General features: G+C 71.9%; 13 protein-coding genes and 1 riboswitch. Of the genes, 8 read left to right on the top strand and 5 right to left on the bottom strand.

What is annotated here, in order from left to right; genetic code table 11:
• Positions 1 to 57: 57 nt before the first annotated feature.
• Positions 58 to 690: a uridine kinase gene (locus ACGFIV_RS09185; RefSeq protein ID WP_358547784.1), complete on the bottom strand. Its 633-nt coding sequence runs from the start codon at positions 688 to 690 to the stop codon at positions 58 to 60.
• A gap of 381 nt (positions 691 to 1,071) precedes the next feature.
• Between ACGFIV_RS09185 and ACGFIV_RS09180 the strand changes: the two genes are divergently transcribed.
• Together ACGFIV_RS09180 and ACGFIV_RS09175 are read left to right on the top strand one after the other, a co-directional pair.
• Positions 1,072 to 2,202, top strand: coding sequence for a lytic polysaccharide monooxygenase (locus ACGFIV_RS09180; RefSeq protein ID WP_392833411.1), 1,131 nt, complete (start codon positions 1,072 to 1,074; stop codon positions 2,200 to 2,202).
• A gap of 99 nt (positions 2,203 to 2,301) precedes the next feature.
• Positions 2,302 to 4,620 carry a sialidase family protein gene (locus ACGFIV_RS09175; RefSeq protein ID WP_392833408.1) on the top strand — a complete coding sequence of 773 codons (2,319 nt, stop codon included), beginning with the start codon at positions 2,302 to 2,304 and terminating at the stop codon, positions 4,618 to 4,620.
• A 24-nt stretch (positions 4,621 to 4,644) separates the two neighbouring features.
• Here ACGFIV_RS09175 and ACGFIV_RS09170 read toward each other — a convergent pair whose 3' ends face one another.
• On the bottom strand, positions 4,645 to 5,877 hold the full coding sequence (locus ACGFIV_RS09170) for an esterase-like activity of phytase family protein (protein WP_358547776.1): 1,233 nt from the start codon (positions 5,875 to 5,877) through the stop codon (positions 4,645 to 4,647).
• 227 nt (positions 5,878 to 6,104) lie between these two features.
• Here ACGFIV_RS09170 and ACGFIV_RS09165 point away from each other — a divergent pair, with 227 nt between their 5' ends.
• The 5 genes from ACGFIV_RS09165 (at position 6,105) to ACGFIV_RS09145 (ending at position 9,814) form a co-directional block, all read left to right on the top strand.
• A complete protein-coding gene (locus tag ACGFIV_RS09165; RefSeq protein WP_358547773.1) occupies positions 6,105 to 6,500 on the top strand; it encodes a hypothetical protein in 396 nt (131 codons plus the stop codon).
• A 98-nt stretch (positions 6,501 to 6,598) separates the two neighbouring features.
• Positions 6,599 to 7,183 carry a carbonic anhydrase gene (locus tag ACGFIV_RS09160; protein WP_358547770.1) on the top strand — a complete coding sequence of 195 codons (585 nt, stop codon included), beginning with the start codon at positions 6,599 to 6,601 and terminating at the stop codon, positions 7,181 to 7,183.
• A gap of 143 nt (positions 7,184 to 7,326) precedes the next feature.
• Positions 7,327 to 7,731 carry a metalloregulator ArsR/SmtB family transcription factor gene (locus tag ACGFIV_RS09155; RefSeq protein WP_358547767.1) on the top strand — a complete coding sequence of 135 codons (405 nt, stop codon included), beginning with the start codon at positions 7,327 to 7,329 and terminating at the stop codon, positions 7,729 to 7,731.
• The gene (locus tag ACGFIV_RS09150; protein ID WP_358547765.1) at positions 7,724 to 8,731 is read left to right on the top strand and encodes a cation diffusion facilitator family transporter; all 1,008 of its coding nucleotides are present in this window, start codon (positions 7,724 to 7,726) and stop codon (positions 8,729 to 8,731) included. Before ACGFIV_RS09155 ends, ACGFIV_RS09150 begins: the two co-directional genes overlap by 8 nt.
• Before the next feature lie 171 nt (positions 8,732 to 8,902).
• Positions 8,903 to 9,814: a transglutaminase-like domain-containing protein gene (locus tag ACGFIV_RS09145; RefSeq protein ID WP_392833401.1), complete on the top strand. Its 912-nt coding sequence runs from the start codon at positions 8,903 to 8,905 to the stop codon at positions 9,812 to 9,814.
• Positions 9,815 to 9,833: 19 nt separating this feature from the next.
• Here ACGFIV_RS09145 and ACGFIV_RS09140 read toward each other — a convergent pair whose 3' ends face one another.
• Positions 9,834 to 10,751, bottom strand: a complete 918-nt coding sequence (locus ACGFIV_RS09140) for a LysR family transcriptional regulator (protein ID WP_392833398.1) — start codon at positions 10,749 to 10,751, stop codon at positions 9,834 to 9,836.
• A gap of 81 nt (positions 10,752 to 10,832) precedes the next feature.
• On the opposite strand from ACGFIV_RS09140, the gene ACGFIV_RS09135 reads away from it, so the two are divergent.
• Complete coding sequence (locus ACGFIV_RS09135; RefSeq protein WP_392833395.1) at positions 10,833 to 12,080, top strand: MFS transporter; 1,248 nt, start codon at positions 10,833 to 10,835, stop codon at positions 12,078 to 12,080.
• Here ACGFIV_RS09135 and ACGFIV_RS09130 read toward each other — a convergent pair whose 3' ends face one another.
• Positions 12,081 to 12,692 carry a nucleotidyltransferase domain-containing protein gene (locus ACGFIV_RS09130; protein WP_358549080.1) on the bottom strand — a complete coding sequence of 204 codons (612 nt, stop codon included), beginning with the start codon at positions 12,690 to 12,692 and terminating at the stop codon, positions 12,081 to 12,083.
• 88 nt (positions 12,693 to 12,780) lie between these two features.
• A complete protein-coding gene (cobN, locus tag ACGFIV_RS09125; protein ID WP_392833390.1) occupies positions 12,781 to 16,434 on the bottom strand; it encodes a cobaltochelatase subunit CobN in 3,654 nt (1,217 codons plus the stop codon).
• Between the two features lie 33 nt (positions 16,435 to 16,467).
• Positions 16,468 to 16,665, bottom strand: a riboswitch (cobalamin riboswitch).
• Positions 16,666 to 16,670 lie beyond the last annotated feature (5 nt).

The raw sequence follows: 16,670 nt of genomic DNA, 5'->3' as shown, positions 1-16,670 counted from the left end.
GTTCCGCCACCAGGCCGGCCGGCAAGGACCGCCGACAAGGGCGGCCGGCGAGGGCGGCTAACGAGGCCGGGTGACGATCGCGGGGTGCCGGGGGTCGTCGACGCGGACCACCACGTCGGCGGTGTCCAGAGGAGCGGCCTCCTCCTCGTACCTCGCGTAGGCGGGCAGGGTCCACCGCTGGTCCTCGGCGGTCCGCCGGGCCAGCGCGCCGGGCGAGAGCCACAGGTGAACGGTCACGTCGAACGGCAGCCAGCGGCCGAGCAGCAGCGCCCCGTCCACGACCAGGACGCCGCCCCGCGGCATGGTCACGTAGGACGCCCGTGTGGCCCGGTCGATCTTGGTATCCCACAGCGTCGGGAGCACCTTGCCCGAACCGCCGGGTTCGAGCGGGTTCAGGACCTCACGCGACAGGCCGCCGTGGTCGAGCCAGTCGTCGTAGAACGCGTCGGGGTCCGTGCGGCCGTACTCGAAGCGGAGCGACGCCGGGCGCAGGAAGTCGGCGGCCGAGACGCGGAGGACCTCGCGACCACGCAGGCGCAGCGGCGCGACCAGCGCCCCGGCCAGCTCTCCCGGCCGTGCCGCGGGGGCTCCGTCGAGCGCGACCCTCACCCAGGCGTCCTCGGGAGCGTCGGCTATGCGATCGGCGAGTTCCTCGGCCAGCGCCGAGGGCGAGATGGGGCGTACGTCCACCCCATCATCCTGACCGATCTCCGGGATTCGCGAAAATTTCACGCTGTTTCATCCGGCGTACGGCACGCCCCGGCGCGGATCACGGGTCCTAGCTGCGACGGGACCGCCGTCCCCCCGAGGGTACGGCCGGCCGTGCCGCGGGCCGATTCCCACCCCAGCGGCGGCGGCCTACAGTTCGTTACGCGTGAGCGCTTTCGCATGCTGGTCCGCAGTCGACGGCTTGTTCGCCCCACGGCGACGACCGGTTACTTCACCAGGTCCTCGGTGACTCCTTGACGTGCTTGATGTCCGTGACGTGCTCAAGCGTGCCGGACGTGCTGCCGCCATGGACGTCGAAGGTGTGCGCCGGGGGCCTGCGTCGTAACCCTCGAAAGGTGTTCCATGAGAAAGCGACGAAAGATCACGCTCGCCGGCGCCGCCGCGATCGTCACGACCCTGCTCGTGGTGGTGTTGTTCCCGGGCACGGCGTCGGCGCACGGGGCGATGATGATGCCCGGCAGCCGGACGTACCTTTGCTGGAAGGACGGGCTGACCTCCAACGGCGCCATCGTGCCCAACAACCCGGCCTGCGCGGCGGCGGTCGCGCAGAGTGGTACCAACTCCCTGTACAACTGGTTCGCCGTGCTGCGCTCCGACGGCGGAGGCCGTATGAGCGGCTTCATCCCCGACGGCAAGCTGTGCAGCGGCGGCGCGGTCGTGTACGACTTCAACGGCTTCGACCTCGCCCGCAACGACTGGCCGGTGACCCACCTGACCTCGGGTGCCAACATCCAGTTCCGCTACAACAAGTGGGCCGCGCACCCGGGGTCCTTCCGCACCTACATCACCAAGGACAGCTGGAGCCCCACCCGCCCGCTGGCGTGGAGCGACCTGGAGAGCACGCCGTTCTACACCGCCCCCGACCCGCCGAGCGTGGGATCGCCGGGGAACGCGGACTCCTACTACTACTGGAACGCGACGCTTCCGTCCGGCAAGAGCGGGCGTCACATCATCTACTCGGTGTGGCAGCGCTCGGACAGCCAGGAGACCTTCTACGGCTGCTCGGACGTGGTCTTCGACGGCGGTAACGGGCAGGTCACCGGCGTCGGCCCCGGCGGCGGCGGGCCCTCCCCGACGCCCACCCCCACCCCCACGGTGACCCCGACCGTCACGCCCACCCCCACGCCCACCGTCACTCCGACGCCGACGCCCACCCCCACCCCGACCGGCGGCACCGGCGCGTGCTCGGCCACCTTCAAGACCACCAGCACCTGGTCCGGCGGCTACCAGGCCGAGGTCACGGTCAAGAACAACGGCAGCGCCTCGATCAACGGCTGGACGGTCAAGTGGACCCTGCCCAGCGGTACGACGATCAACAGCCTGTGGAACGGCACGTACACCGTCAGCGGATCGGCCATCACGGTCAAGAACGCCGACTACAACCGCACCATCGCGGGTAACGGCACCACCACCTTCGGGTACGTGGCGTCGGGGACCGCCGGGACTCCGGCGCTCACCTGCACCAGCCCATAGGAGGAACCCGGTGAGGGGGCGGCGGGCGCCGGTGAACACCCGGTGAAAGCGCGGTGGACTTCCTGCGCCGCGCGAGCCGGGTCATGTTCGCTGTGATCCATGAGCCCGACCGTCCCCCCGGACCGGAACCGCGCCCCCGCCTGGCCGGACGCCGACGTCGTCGGCCAGGCGGTCAGCGCCCCCGTCACCGTCTACCGGACGGTCGAGACCGACTCCCACGGTGAGCTGGCCCACGAGGGGAACCGCGTCCCCGACGTCGTCGCGCTCGACGCCCGGCGCGTCGTGGCCGCCTGGCGGGCGGGGGCGCGCGACCCGCGGGACCCGTCCCCGACCGACCAGGGCTCCATCCTGTACGCCCGGTCCGCCGACGGGGGCCTCACCTGGACGACCGGCACGCTCGCGGCGGCGACCTCCACCCACCGCTACCACTACGTGATCTTCCTGAACGACGGCGGCACGCTGTACGCGCTCCTCGGCCGGATCACCACGGCCGCCGACCGGGACGCGCGGGGCGAGGCGGACGGCTTCCCGGTGGCCATGGTGGCGAAGAAGAGCACCGACGGGGGCCGTACCTGGGCCGGCTTCCCCGTCACCGTGGACGTCCCGGCCAACGGCAGGGGCGTGGTGGTGGCGGGCAAGCCGATCAGGCACGAGGGAACCTGGCTCGTCCCCTACTGGCGGGAGTCCGAGGGCGCCACGCGGGCGGGCGTGCTCCGCTCGTCCGACCTGACGACCTGGACCTCGGGCGCACTCGCCGCGAACCCTCCCGGCGTCGGCGTCGAGGAGCCGCAGCTCGCCGTCTCCCATGACGACCCTGGCACGCTGCTGATGGTGGCGCGCACGTTGAACCTCACGGGCGGCACGTCCGCGGCAGCCAGGGACGCCTTCTACCGCACCCACACCTCGTACGCCGCGACCGCGACCAGCACGGATGGCGGGCTCACGTGGTCCCCGATGACCCTCGACCCCAATATCCCGAATTATTACGTCAAAGGGTTCTTCGCCAAGGACGCGAACGACCAGTACCTCACCATCTACACCACGCTCGCCGGGCCGTTCACGGGCGCGGGGGCCGACAAGCCCGATCAGTACCGCGAGGTCCTCTGCTACAAGGTCAAGCGGCCGCACGCCCCGTGGGGCCCGGGGCGGCTCTTCGCCGACGGCGCGCGGCTGACCAGGGGCGCGGCCCGGGGCTGGGACGTGTACGCGAGCGCGGACGAGTACGAGCCCGGCCGGTTCTTCGTCGTCTGGGAGCACAACCAGACCAACATCAAGGTGGCGAGGCTCGACGTCTCCGGGGCGTTCACCGGAGTCGGCCCCGGCTGGAACGACCTCGCCGGCTGGACGGTGACGAGCGGCGGGGGCGGCGGGGGGACTGTCGAGCTCGACGGGTCCGGCCGCCTGCGCCTGGCCGACGCCTCGGCCGGCGGGGCGGGGTTCTCCGGGATCACCCAGCGGTACGGCCCGTCCAGCGGGTTCGTGGCGGCGATCAAGGCCCAGGTCACCGCGTACTCCCGGCTGGACCCCGCGACCGGGGCCGGGGCCGGCCTCGCGCTGAAGGTCGCCACCGGCGTCAGGAGGCTGATGCTGTCCCTCCAGCCCGACGGCGTGTACGCGTTCGTCCAGGGCACGCCGGGGTGGAGCCGCGTGTACGCGGCGGCCGGCGACACCGCGGCCCCGCACCTGTGGCAGGTGGCCGTCGACGCGCGGGGGAACGCCGCCCTGTACCGCGACGGCGCCGAGACGGCGGCCCGCTGGGCCGTCTCCGCCTCCGGCGAGGCCCCGCAGGTGTCGGTGTGGTGCTCGGGGACCGCCGCCGCCCCCGCCGGGGCCCTGGTCGACTTCGTCGAGGTGGCCGACAACGTCGCGAGCAGCACGTGGGACACGTTCGGCGACTGGACCCTCGACCCCTCCGGAGGTACGGCCGAGGTGAAGGACGGCGCCCTGCGGTTGCGCAGCGCCGGCCAGAAGGCGTCGAAGGCGTCCATCGGGCTCGACGTCACCAGGGGCTGCGACTTCACGCTTGAGTTCCGGGGCCGGGTGGACGACGACAGCGCCCTGGACCCCGTCACCGGCGAGGGCGTCAGCCTCGGGACCAAGGTCGCCAACGGCTACGTGCGGCTGATGCTGGCGGTACAGAAGAGCGGGGTCTGGACGATCAGGAAGGGCTCCTCTGTGTGGGAGAAGGTCTACTCCTCGGCCACCTCCCCGGCGCCGTCGACCTGGAAGGTCACGGTCGACAGCGCGGGGACGGCCAGGCTCCACCGCGACGGCGCCGACACCGGCGCCACCTGGGCGGTGCAGAGCAGCCGCGAGAACCCGCAGGTGACGCACTGGGTGACGGGCACCTCGCACGGCAACGCGGCCGAGGCCCGCATCGAGTGGACCCGCGTCACCGCCACCTTCCCCGCCGGCTGACCGAGCCGGCGGGGAAGGGCGCCGTCAGCAGCGGGTGGCGCGGGGGTCGGCGCCCAGCGGGCGCGACAACCGTACGGTGATGAACTCGTTGTTGTCGGCCTTGCCGGGCGTGCGGCCGGACGAGCCGGGGAAGTTGTTGTCGTTCAGCACGCCGAGCGTCGAGTCGTCGAGGATGACGACGTCCTCGATGGTCACGAACGGGAAGCGGAAGGTCGTCCCGAAACCGCCGAGGCCCTTGGGGTTGGCCAGGTCGAGGAGGTCGACCACCTGGGTCTTGTCGACCTTGCCGTCACGGTCGCGGTCGCGGACGTCGATCAGGTAGATCTTCTTCAGCGCCGCGGCGTCGCCCTGCGCGCCGTCCCGCTCGATGACCAGGAAACGGTTCTCGTCCACCGTGATCATGTCGCCGATGGCGTTGCTCGGCGCCTCAAGCTGGTAGATCCACTTGCGGCCGGTGTAGGAACGCTTGCGCAGGTCGAACTCGTTGATCCGGAGCGAGCCCGCAGGGTCGCCGGCCACGGTGCCTTCGAGCATCGGGTAGAGCTTGCGGCCGTCGACCGAGCGCGCCATGCCCTCGAAGCCCTTGCTGCCGCCGAGGTTGGGCTGGGCGCCGTTGAGGTAGGGGTTCTCGGGAGCCTGCACGCCCGGCAGGGTGATCGGGGCTTCGAGCATCTTGCCCTTGGCCGAGAAGTGCAGCAGGAACGGGCCGAACTCGTCGCCGATCCAGTAGGTGCCGTCCGCGTCCCTGACGATCGACTCGACGTCGAAGTCGGAACCCGTGAGCGTGCGGTCCGCTCGGGTCAGCGGGAAGGGGACGCGGCGGTCGGGGTCGCTCAGGTTGACACCCCCGATGACCTTGACGGCGCCGGACCGGAAGTCGGGCTTGATCCGCTGGATCCGCAGGAGGAAGTCGCCGCTGTTGGCCTTGTTGCCGTACCCGTTGTCGGACAGCACGTCGAAGCTGCCGTCGTCACGGCGGAGCACGCCGCTGAAGCCCTGAACGGGCTGGCCGGGGAACGGCGCGGCGATCCCGTTGACCGGGGTCGTGCCGAGCGCGGAGCCCGACGGCTCGCTGCCGGGAACGTAGGTCTCGGCGGGGAGGGACGCGAAGCCGGTCAGCGTCGCGCGGCCGAACTTGCCGTCGCCGTGACCCGGGCGGCCGCCGTGGCCGTCGTGCCCGTGGTCCGCGGCGAAGGCCGGAGCGGAAAGGCTCAGCGCCAGTACGGCGGCGCTCAGGCCGATCATGGTTCTCTTCATGGCCGTCACGTTAGGGATGCCTCGTGACCGGCGGCACAACGCCGGATGGCCCGCAGGTGCCGTGTCGTGATCGAGGAGCCCGTGCTCACGAAATCCCGTGCAATAAGGGGTTTTCGGCCCTGCCCCCCACCGTGACCAGCGCCTTTGCCAAACAGCCGATGTACGGAACACGAGCCTTCGACTACTATCAGTAGTCAACTGCATGCTATAAGTAGTGGAGCGATGCGTTGACGGAGCGACGATCTGAGGTGCGGGCGGCTCTTCGCACCTTCGTGGCCGTGGCGGCCGTCATCCTGCTCGTCCACGGCATCGCTCCGCACGGCGGTCACTTCGGCGGCCTTCCGGTCGCCCAGGCGGGTCCGGTCGTTCCCACGGCCGCGTCACCGCCGGACCCCGCCCCTCCGCAGGCTCCCGAGGACATCGACCACGACGGCTGCCCGAAGCCGGGGGGGCATCCCTGCTCCGCCGGATGGGCCAAGCCTCCCCAGCCGCCGTCACGTCACGGGCGCCCCGCGAGAGCGCTCGGGAGATCGGCCCGCCCGGCGAGGCCCTACGGCGCGGGCGTCTCCGCCCTGCGATGGACGCGGGCGTCGGGGCCGCGACTGCCGATCTTCCGCTGCTGATCGACGGGCTCTCCGCGCGCGAACGCGGGGACCGGGCGCGCTCGCGCGCGTCCGGCCGGTCTTCCATGCCCGTCATCAGCACGAAGGAGTCCACTCCCATGCAGTCGTTGATCGACCATGCCCGGACGTTCCACCAGAAGGTCAGCGGGGGCCGAGAACAGGCGGCCACCCTCAGAGAAGGCGTCTCGCCCCAGGCGATGTTCATCACCTGCTCCGACGCGCAGGTCATCCCGTCGCTGATCACCGGAGCCCGGCCCGGCGAGCTGTTCGAGTTGCGCACGGCGGGGAACGTCATCCCGCCCTACCGCCTCGGCCGCCTCACCGCCGAGGCCGCCACCATCGAGTACGCGGTCAACATCCTCGGCGTGGAGGACCTGATCGTGTGCGGCCACACCCACTGCGGCGCCGTACAGGGCCGGATCCGCTCCTGGACGCTCCGCTCGGCCCCGACCACGCGGTGGTGGCTGCTCCAGACCCACCGCTGGCGGGAGGCGCGGGTGACAGGGGACGAGGAGCCCGGGCGCGCCCATCTCATCGCCCAGCTCGACAAGCTGCGCCGCTACCCCCGGGTGGCCCGGCGCATCGCCGGCGGGCGGCTGCGCCTGCACGGCTGGTTCTACGAAGTGCACACCGGCGTGGTCTCCAACTACCAGCCGGAGACCGGGGCCTTCACGCCCCTGTGACCCTCCGTCAGGCCACGACCGTCTGATCCTGGATCCCCCCAGGCTGTGCCGTACCGGCCCGGCTCCGGTACGGCACAGCGCTCCTCCCACGGCACCACTCCCGGAGTCGACAGGTGGAGCCCCCGTTTCCTACACTTCGATATATGAAGGATCGTTCAAGCGTTGTAGCGATGGAGCCCGACGCGTGCTCGGTACCGGTGGTGGACGCGGAGCGGGTGTCGTCGGTACGCCGGGCGCTCCCTGGCGAGGAGACGGTGCAGGACCTCGCCCAGGTGTTCGGCCTGCTCGCGGATCCCGGCCGGCTGCGGATGATGGCAGCCCTGCTGGAGGGCGGCGAGATGTGCGTGTGCGACCTCGCCGCCGCGACCGGCCAGAGCATGTCGGGGGCCTCCCACGCGCTGAGACTGCTCCGGATGCGCCGGGTGGTCAAGGTGCGCCGGTCCGGGCGGATGGCCTACTACCAGCTCGCCGACTCCCACGTGCGCATGCTGTTCGACCTCGCCATCACCCATGCCAGACACACGGAAGGGGAACTGGGCGATGGGTGACACATCCGGCGCCGAGCGGGGACACGGCCATGGCCACGGGCACGGGCACGGGGTCAGCGCCGAGGCCGACCGGCGCTACCTGACCGGGGCGCTCACGCTCATCGTGGGCTTCATGGCCGTCGAGGTGGTCATCGGCTTCATCGCGCAGTCGCTGGCGCTGATCTCGGATGCGGGCCACATGCTGACCGACGCCATCGCCATCGTCTTCGCGCTGGTCGCGATGCGCATCGCCCAGCGTCCGCCGCAGGGCGGCTTCACCTACGGGCTCAAACGCGCTGAGATCATCTCCGCGCAGATCAACGGCATCACCCTGCTCCTGCTGAGCGCCTACTTCGTGTACGAGGGCATCGGACGCCTCATCACGCCCCCCGTGGTCGAGGGAGCGTACGTCGTCTTCACCGGCCTGACCGGGATCGCGGTCAACATCGCCGCCACCTGGATGCTCAGCAGGGCCAACCGGTCCAGCCTCAACGTCGAGGGCGCCTTCCAGCACATACTCAACGACCTGTACGCCTTCGTGGCCACGACGGTCGCAGGACTGGTGATCTGGCTCACCGGCTGGGGCCGGGCCGACGCGATCGCCGCGCTGGTGGTCGCCGCGCTGATGCTCAGGGCCGGGTGGGGCCTCGTGCGCGACTCGGCCAGGGTCTTCATGGAGGCCGCGCCCGCCGGGATGAACCCCGCCGAGATCGGCAGGAAGACGGCCGCGCTTGAGCACGTCGTGGAGGTACACGACCTGCACATCTGGGAGGTCACCTCCGGCTACGCGGCGCTGTCCGCGCACATCCTGGTGACACCGGGCGCCCACTGCCACGCCGTACGGGTGGCCGCCGAGCGCCTGGTCCGCGACGAGTACGGCATCGGGCACACCACCTTGCAGGTCGACCACGCGACGCCCGAGCTCCTCGCCATCGGCCAGGCCGACGCGCACTGCGCGGATCCGCACGGCCCCACGCATCGGGCCGATTCTCCCGTCCCGCTCCCTCCGAACCGGCGCTGACCACGCTCCGGAGGTCGCTCCGCTGGGCCGGTGGGGCGGGTGATGTGAAGGGGACGCGGCCGGTCCATGTTCTGGTACCGCCGAATTTACAAACGATATTGTGGACATTTGCCATTAGCGCCCGTCAAGCTAAGGCCGCGCGGTTCCGGTCTACAGCGAGGGAAGGCGACAATGACCGACGCACCTCACACTCTTGAAGCCGAAGAGCAGGCCTTCTATCTCGCCCACAGCGTTTTCAGCGACCCCGGGGATCTCGGCAGGCTGGAAGGCGTTCCGAGCGACCCGTCCGAGCTCGCCCTGATGGTCCGAAACCTCCTGATCCACCGGGAGGAGACCACCTACTTCGGCTTCACGCTGCCGGACCACCGTAAGAACGAGGCCGAGACGCGCTACGTCTCCGCCATCCTCAGCATCATCAGCGAGCGGGACGGCCGGCCCCTGACGGTCGCCCGCCCGCCCGAGAAGCGGTTCGCCGGAACCTGCCGCGACTTCGCGCTCCTGCTGTGCTCGCTGCTGAGGAGCACGGGCACGCCCGCCCGGATCCGCTGCGGCTTCGCCTCGTACTTCTTCGCCGGGTCTTACAAGGACCACTGGGTCGCCGAGTACTGGAGCCCCGAGCGCGGATGGACCCTGGCCGACGCCCAGCTTCCGGCCCCGGAGTTGATGGAGGAGTTCAAGATCTCGTTCGACCCCATGGACGTGCCGAGGGACGGGTTCCTCGTGGCGGGCGACGCCTGGCGGGCCTGCCGGGCGGGCCGCTCCGACCCGGAGAAGTTCGGGATGCCGTTCCTCAACCTGTCGGGCATGGACTTCGTCCAGAGCAGCGTCGTGCGCGACCTGGCGGCCCTGAACAAGGTGGAGGTGCTGCCATGGGACGGCTGGGACCTCGCCGAGCGGTTCCACAAGGACCTCCAGGACTCCGAGCTGAGGCTGCTGGACACGGTCGCGGACGCCGAGAGCGACGGCGGCCCGTTCTCCCTGCTGAGGAACCTGTTCCTCGCCAACCCCGGTCTGCGCACCCCGTCGGCCGTCACCTCCCACTCGACCTACGCGGGCACGAGGACCGTCCCCCTGCGCTCCTGACCCGGTACGGGCCCGGGGGTCAGGCCGGTCGCCCGCGTCCCTTCGCGGTCTGGGTTTCCCGGTCGCCGGCGCCGCCCCGGCGCAGGTGCTCGATGAACCCCGCGGTCGCGGCCGTGGGGGCCGGACTCGGGTGCCAGGCGAGGCCGATCGGCCGCCGCCGCTCCGGTGCGAGCGGGCGGTACACGGGGTCGTCGTGTTCGAGCACCGCGGGGCGCGGCAGGATCCCCACGCCGAGCCCGGCGCTGACGAGCCCCCGCACCGTGGCGATCTCCTCGCTCTCGAACGCGATCACGGGCGCGAACCCGGCGTCCTGGCACAGTCTGTCGATCACCCGGCGCAGGTCCGTGGTCTGGGCGAAGGCGATGAACGGCTCGTCGCGTACGTCCCTGAGCGCGAGCCCCGGCACGCCGGCGAGCGGGTGGTCGGCGGCCAGGGCGATGCAGAGCTGCTGGTCCCGCAGCCCGTGCCAGAGCGGGTCGCCGCCGTCGCGGGGCGGGGTGACCAGTGCGGCGTCGATGTCCCCGTGGCGCAGCCAGGCGTACAGTTCGCGCGCCAAGCCCTGGTGGAGCTCGAACCGGATTCCCGGTGTGACGGCGCGGTAGTCGCGAAGGAGTTCCGGCACCAGCCAGCGGCCCACGGAGTGCAGGAAGCCGAGCCGGATCAGCCCGGTGTCGGGGTTGGCCAGGGCGCCGATGCGCCGGCGGGCCGCGTCCAGGTCGCCGACCGCCCGGCGGGCGTGGTCGCGGAACAGCGCGCCGAACCGGTTGACGGTCAGCCTGCGCCCGTGCCGGTGGAACAGCTCGACCCCCAGATCGGCCTCCAGCCGGGCGAGCGACCGTGACACCGTGGACTGGTTGACCCTCTCGGCGGCGGCCGTGTCCCGCATGTTCTCTGTGTCACAAAGAGACAGGAACCAGCGCAGCGTTTGCAGGTCCATCCAGCGATGATGCGTTATGCGCATCAGCAGTGTCAAAATCCGCATTTTGAGCATCAGGGTCGGAGGGGCAGCATCGGCCTGGTGACGACGACCCTCCCCGCCCTGTCCGGACGCCTCACCCGCCCCGCCGCCCACGACGGGTACCGGCCGGGCGAGCGCGCCTACCGGCGGATCATGTACGGGCTGATGCTGGGCGGGTTCGCGAACTTCATGGCCCTGTACTACGTCCAGCCGCTGCTCCCGAGCGTCGCCAGGCACTTCCAGGTGTCGGCGTCGTCGTCGTCGGCGGTGCTGTCCCTGACCACGATCACCATGGCGGGCACGCTGCTGTTCGTCGGGCCGATCTCGGACGTCGTCGGGCGCGTGGCCATCATGCGGATCTCCCTGGCGGGGTCGGCGGCGCTCGGGATCGCCGCCGCCTTCGCGCCCACCTGGCACGGCCTGCTGGTCATCCGGGGCCTCGAAGGCGTCGCGCTGGCCGGGCTGCCCGCCGTGGCGATGGCCTACCTCGGCGAGGAGATCCACAGCGGGGCGCACCTGCGCGCCAACGCCGCGTACATCACGGGCACGGCGGTGGGCGGGGCCGCGGGCCGGCTGCTCCCCGGGCCGTTCGACGCCCTGTGGGGCTGGCAGGGCGCCGCGCTGGCCGTCGGGCTGCTGACCGCGGCCGCGACCGCCGGGCTGTGGGCCCTGGTCCCGCCGTCGCGGCGCTTCGTACGGTCGAGCCCCCGGCCGATGAGCATCTTGCGCACCACCTGGCTCACCCTGCGGGATCCGGCCCTCGTCATGCTGTGCCTGGTGGGAGCGGCGATCATGGGCGCGTTCGTCGGCCTGTACAACGCGATGGCGTTCCGCCTGGAGGTCGCGCCCTACCTGCTGGGCAGCGCGGCGGTGCTGGTGTTCCTCGCCTACCCCGTGGGCCTGTTCGCGCCGCACGCCGCGGGACGGGTCGCGGCCCGGCTCGGGCGCGGACCCGCCGCGCTGATCGGCGTCGGCCTCCTGCTCGCCGGGGTCCTGCTGACCATCCCGGCCCAGCTCGCGGTGGTCGTCGCCGGGCTCGGCGTGCTGACCTTCGCGTTCCTCGGCACCCACTCGCTGGCGAGCGGGTGGGTGGCGGGCCGGGCCCACCGGGTCGGCGTCGGGGTCGGGCAGGCGTCCGGGCTCTACCTGCTGGTCTACTACCTCGGCAGCTCGGCGTTCGGGGCGATCGCCACCCACCAGTGGCAGACCGGCGGCTGGCTCAGCGTGATCGCCGTCTCGGCCGCGCTCACCGGGGGCGCCGGCGTGCTCGTGCTGCTGGCCTGGCGCTTCGACCCGGCCGCGCGGTGATCAGCCGCACAGACGGTCCGTCCACGGATGCTCGCCGTACACCTCCGCGATGGCGCGTGCCAGCCAGCGGCGCTGGGAGCCGTCGAGCGCGGGCAGCGTCTCGGTGAAGTCCTGCTCGTCCTTGGCGCGGGGGCGCTTGGCCTTGTAGAACAGCTGGACCTCGGGCGCCAGGTACGGGATGCCTTCCGGCGAGACCAGGCCCAGCTCGCCGATGGGGCGCCGCACCCGGCTGTCGCGCCGCGAGACCCACTCGTCGCCGTCGGACTCGTCGAGCATCACCTGGATGCGCCACGGCTTCTCAGGCCCGGGGCGGCACCAGATGTCGTCGACGGTCTCGGGCAGGATCTCGCCCGGCGCCCAGCGTCGCAGGACCCCCGGGGGATCCGCGGCCCACCACTCCCAGTGCGGCAGCGCCCGCTGCACGGCGAGCTGATCACAACGGAGCAGCAGGATGTCGATGTCCCCGTGCTCCCGGAACGAACGGCCCAGCGCCAGCTCGATGGCGTAGCCGCCCGCGATCCACCAGGGGCCCGGCAGGATCGACAAGAGCGCGGCGACGTCAGAAAGCGGCGCGGGATCCCAGGTTCCCCACGGCGTCTCCCGGCGGATCATGCCCGCCATCTTCGCGCTTGATCACCATCCTTGTATGGATCTTTGAGAATCGGCCGCCGTCGATCCCGGGCGAAGGCGCGGTCCACGTTCAGGCGGATTCGTCCGCGCCGCCTTCGATGTCGCCCTCGACCTTGAGGTAGACCTCCTGAAGGTCGTTGAGGATCTCGGGGTCCGGGTGCTCCCACATGCCGCGCCCGGCCGCCTCCAGCAGGCGTTCCGCCATGCCGTGCAGGGCCCACGGGTTGGACTCGGCGAGGAACCGCTGGTTCTCCGGATCCAGGACGTAGGTGGCGGCGAGCCTGTCGTACATCCAGTCGGCCACCACGCCGGTGGTCGCGTCGTACCCGAACAGGTAGTCGACGGTCGCCGCCAGCTCGAACGCCCCCTTGTACCCGTGCCGCCGCATCGCCGCCACCCAGCGCGGGTTGACGACCCGGGCGCGGAAGATCCGCGCCGTCTCCTCCGAGAGCGTCCGGGTGCGCACCGCGTCCGGACGGGTGCTGTCGCCGATGTAGGCGGCGGGCGCCTTGCCGGTCAGGGCGCGCACGGTGGCGATCATGCCGCCGTGGTACTGGAAGTAGTCGTCGGAGTCGGCGATGTCGTGCTCGCGGGTGTCGACGTTCTTGGCGGCCACGGCGATGCGCCGGTAGGCGGTCTCCATGTCCTTTCTCGCGGGCGTGCCGTCCATGTCCCTGCCGTAGGCGAAGCCGCCCCACACCGCGTACACCTCGGCGAGGTCGGCGTCGTCGCGCCAGTTGCGGCTGTCGATCAGCGGCAGCAGCCCCGCCCCGTAGGCGCCCGGCCTCGACCCGAAGACGCGGGTGGTGGCCCGGCGCTCGTCGCCGTGTTCCGCGCGGTCGGCCACCACGTGCGCCCGTACGAAGTTGACCTCCTCCGGCTCCTCCAGCCCGGCGACCAGCCGCACCGCGTCGTCCAGCATCACGACGACGTGGGGGAACGCGTCGCGGAAGAAGCCGCTGATCCTGACGGTGACGTCCACGCGGGGGCGGCCCAGCTCCTCGTGGGGGATCGGCGCGAGGCCGGTGACCCGGCGGGACGCCTCGTCCCACACCGGTCGTACGCCGAGGAGCGCGAGCACCTCGGCCACGTCGTCACCGGAGGTGCGCATGGCGCTGGTCCCCCAGATCGACAGGCCCACCGAGCGCGGCCAGTCGCCGGTGTCGGCGCGGTAGCGTGCGAGCAGCGAGTCGGCCATGGCCTGCCCCGTCTCCCAGGCAAGGCGGCTCGGCACGGCCTTGGGGTCGACCGAGTAGAAGTTCCGGCCGGTGGGCAGCACGTTGATCAGCCCGCGCAGCGGCGACCCGCTCGGCCCCGCCGGCACGTACCCTCCGTCGAGCGCGTGCAGCACGGCGCCGATCTCGTCGCTGGTCCTCGCCAGCCGCGGAACGATCTCGGTGGCCGCGAAGCGCAGGATCCGCCCGGCCATCGGCGGTACGGCCACCCCCGCCGCCTCCCCGGCCACCGGCGGTACGGCCGCGCAGACCTCCTCCACCGCGCCGGGATCCCAGCCGCGCTCCTCCATGCCGTGGACGAGCGCCGCCGCGACCGTCTCGGCCCGGTCGGTGTCGGCCCGCGCGGCGCTGCCGTCCTCCGCCAGGCCGAGGGCCTCGCGCAGCCCGGGTAGCGCCTCGGCCCCGGCCCACATCTGCCGGGCGCGCAGCATCGCCAGCACGAGGTCCTCGCGGGCCCGGCCCACGGGCGCCTGACCCAGCACGTGCAGGCCGTCGCGGATCTGCACGTCCTTGACCTCGCACAGCCAGCCGTCGACGTGCAGCAGGAAGTCGTCGAACTCCGCGTCGTGCGGCCTGTCGTCCAGCCCGAGATCGTGGTCGAGCCGGGCGGCCTGGATGAGGGTCCAGATCTGGGCGCGGATCGCGGGGAGCTTGGCGGGGTCCATCGCGGCGATGGAGGCGTGCTCGTCGAGGAGCTGCTCCAGACGCGCCATGTCGCCGTAGGTGTCGGCGCGGGCCATGGGCGGCACCAGGTGGTCGACCAGGGTGGCGTGGGCGCGGCGCTTGGCCTGGGTCCCCTCGCCGGGGTCGTTCACGAGGAACGGGTAGATCAGCGGCAGGTCGCCGAGCGCGGCGTCCGGCCCGCAGGAGGCGGACATCCCGGCGGACTTGCCCGGCAGCCACTCCAGGTTGCCGTGCTTGCCGACGTGTACCACCGCGTGCGCGCCGAACCCGTCCTGGAGCCAGCGGTAGGCGGCCAGGTAGTGGTGGCTGGGCGGCAGGTCGGGGTCGTGGTAGATCGCGATGGGGTTCTCGCCGAACCCACGCGGCGGCTGGACCATCACCACGACGTTGCCGGCGCGCAGGGCCGCCAGCACGATCTCCCCCTCGGGGTCGCGCGAACGGTCGACGAACAGCTCGCCGGGCGGCGGTCCCCAGTGCCGCTCCATCCCCGCGCGGAGGTCCTCGGGAAGCGTGGCGTACCAGGCCCGGTAACGCGCGGCGGAGACGCGCACGGGGTTGCCGGAGAGCTGCTCCTCGGTGAGCCAGTCCTGGTCCTGGCCGCCCGCGGCGATGAGCGCGTGGACGAGCGCGTCGCCGTCCTGCCCGTCCACGCCCGGCAGGCCGCCCTCGCCCTCGGGCCCGATGTCGTACCCGCTCGCGCGCATGGCGGCCAGCAGGCGGACCACGCTGGCGGGTGTGTCCAGGCCCACGGCGTTGCCGATCCGCGCGTGCTTGGTGGGGTAGGCCGACAGCATGACCGCGATCCGCCTGTCCCCCGGGGGCACGTGCCGCAGCGCGGCGTGCCGTACGGCGATGCCGGCGACCCGGGCCGCGCGCTCGGGGTCCGCCACGTAGACGGTCAGGCCCTCCTCGTCGACCTCCTTGAAGGAGAACGGCACGGTGATGATCCGCCCGTCGAACTCCGGGATGGCCACCTGCGAGGCGGCGTCCAGCGGGGACAGCCCGTCGTCGCTCGCCGCCCAGGTCTCCCGGTCTCCCGTCAGGCACAGGCCCTGGATGATCGGAACGTCGAGCCGGGCGAGCGCCCCCACGTCCCAGGCCTCGTCGTCGCCGCCCGCCGAGGCGGTGGCCGGACGGGTGCCGCCCGCCGCCAGCACGGTGACGACCAGCGCGTCCACGCCGCCGAGAACCTCCATCAGGCCGGGCTCCGCGGTGCGCAACGACGCGCAGTACACGGGCAGCGCCCGGCCTCCGGCGTCCTCGATCGCGCCGCACAACGCCTCGACGAACCCGGTGTTCCCCGCGACATGATGAGCCCGGTAGTACAGAACCCCCACGACCGGCCGCCCCTCACCTTCGGCGCCGTCGGTCCTCTCAAGGACGCCCCAGCTTGGCGTGGGCGCGGGGGCCGCGAAGCCGTGCCCGGTGAGCAGCACGGTGTCGGACACGAACCTGTACAGCTCGGCCAGGTTGGCCGGGCCACCGTGCGCCAGATAGGCGTGCGCCTCGGCGCACACTCCACCGGGGACGGTGGACAGCTCCATCAACTCGGCGTCGGGAGCCTGCTCGCCTCCGAGCACGATGACGGGGCGGGGCCCCGCCAGCAGCATGTCCAGCCCCTCCTCCCATACCCGCCGCCCGCCGAGCAGGCGGACGACGACCAGCTCCACGTCGTCGAGCAGCGGGGAGAGGTCCTCGACGGCGAGCCGCGCCGGGTTGTCCAGGCGGTACGGGGCGCCGCTCGCGCGTGCGCTCAGCAGGTCGGTGTCGGAGGTCGACAGCAGAAGTACGGGGAGATGGCGCACGGCACATCCTCACTCGGGGTCCGCGCCCCGGGTCGTGGGTCCACACGGCCTGGAGTCTCCTGGCTTCCGGATCGACGCTCACCCCGGCCTTCCCGCCCGTTGCCGGGCCGTGGCCTTGGATGGGGTTCGCTCCCCGGTGACAGTGGCGGGACCGCGCCGGATTCACACCGGCTTCCTCCTTGTGCCGTCGCTCCCCTATCAGATCACGGAGTCCGACTTATTGCGAGAAGTCGGGT

This window comes from Sphaerisporangium sp. NPDC049003 (genome assembly GCF_043197795.1).
GTDB lineage: Bacteria > Actinomycetota > Actinomycetes > Streptosporangiales > Streptosporangiaceae > Sphaerisporangium.
The sequence above is the reverse complement of the archived record's forward strand: the minus strand, read 5'-3'. Positions and strand labels throughout refer to the sequence as shown.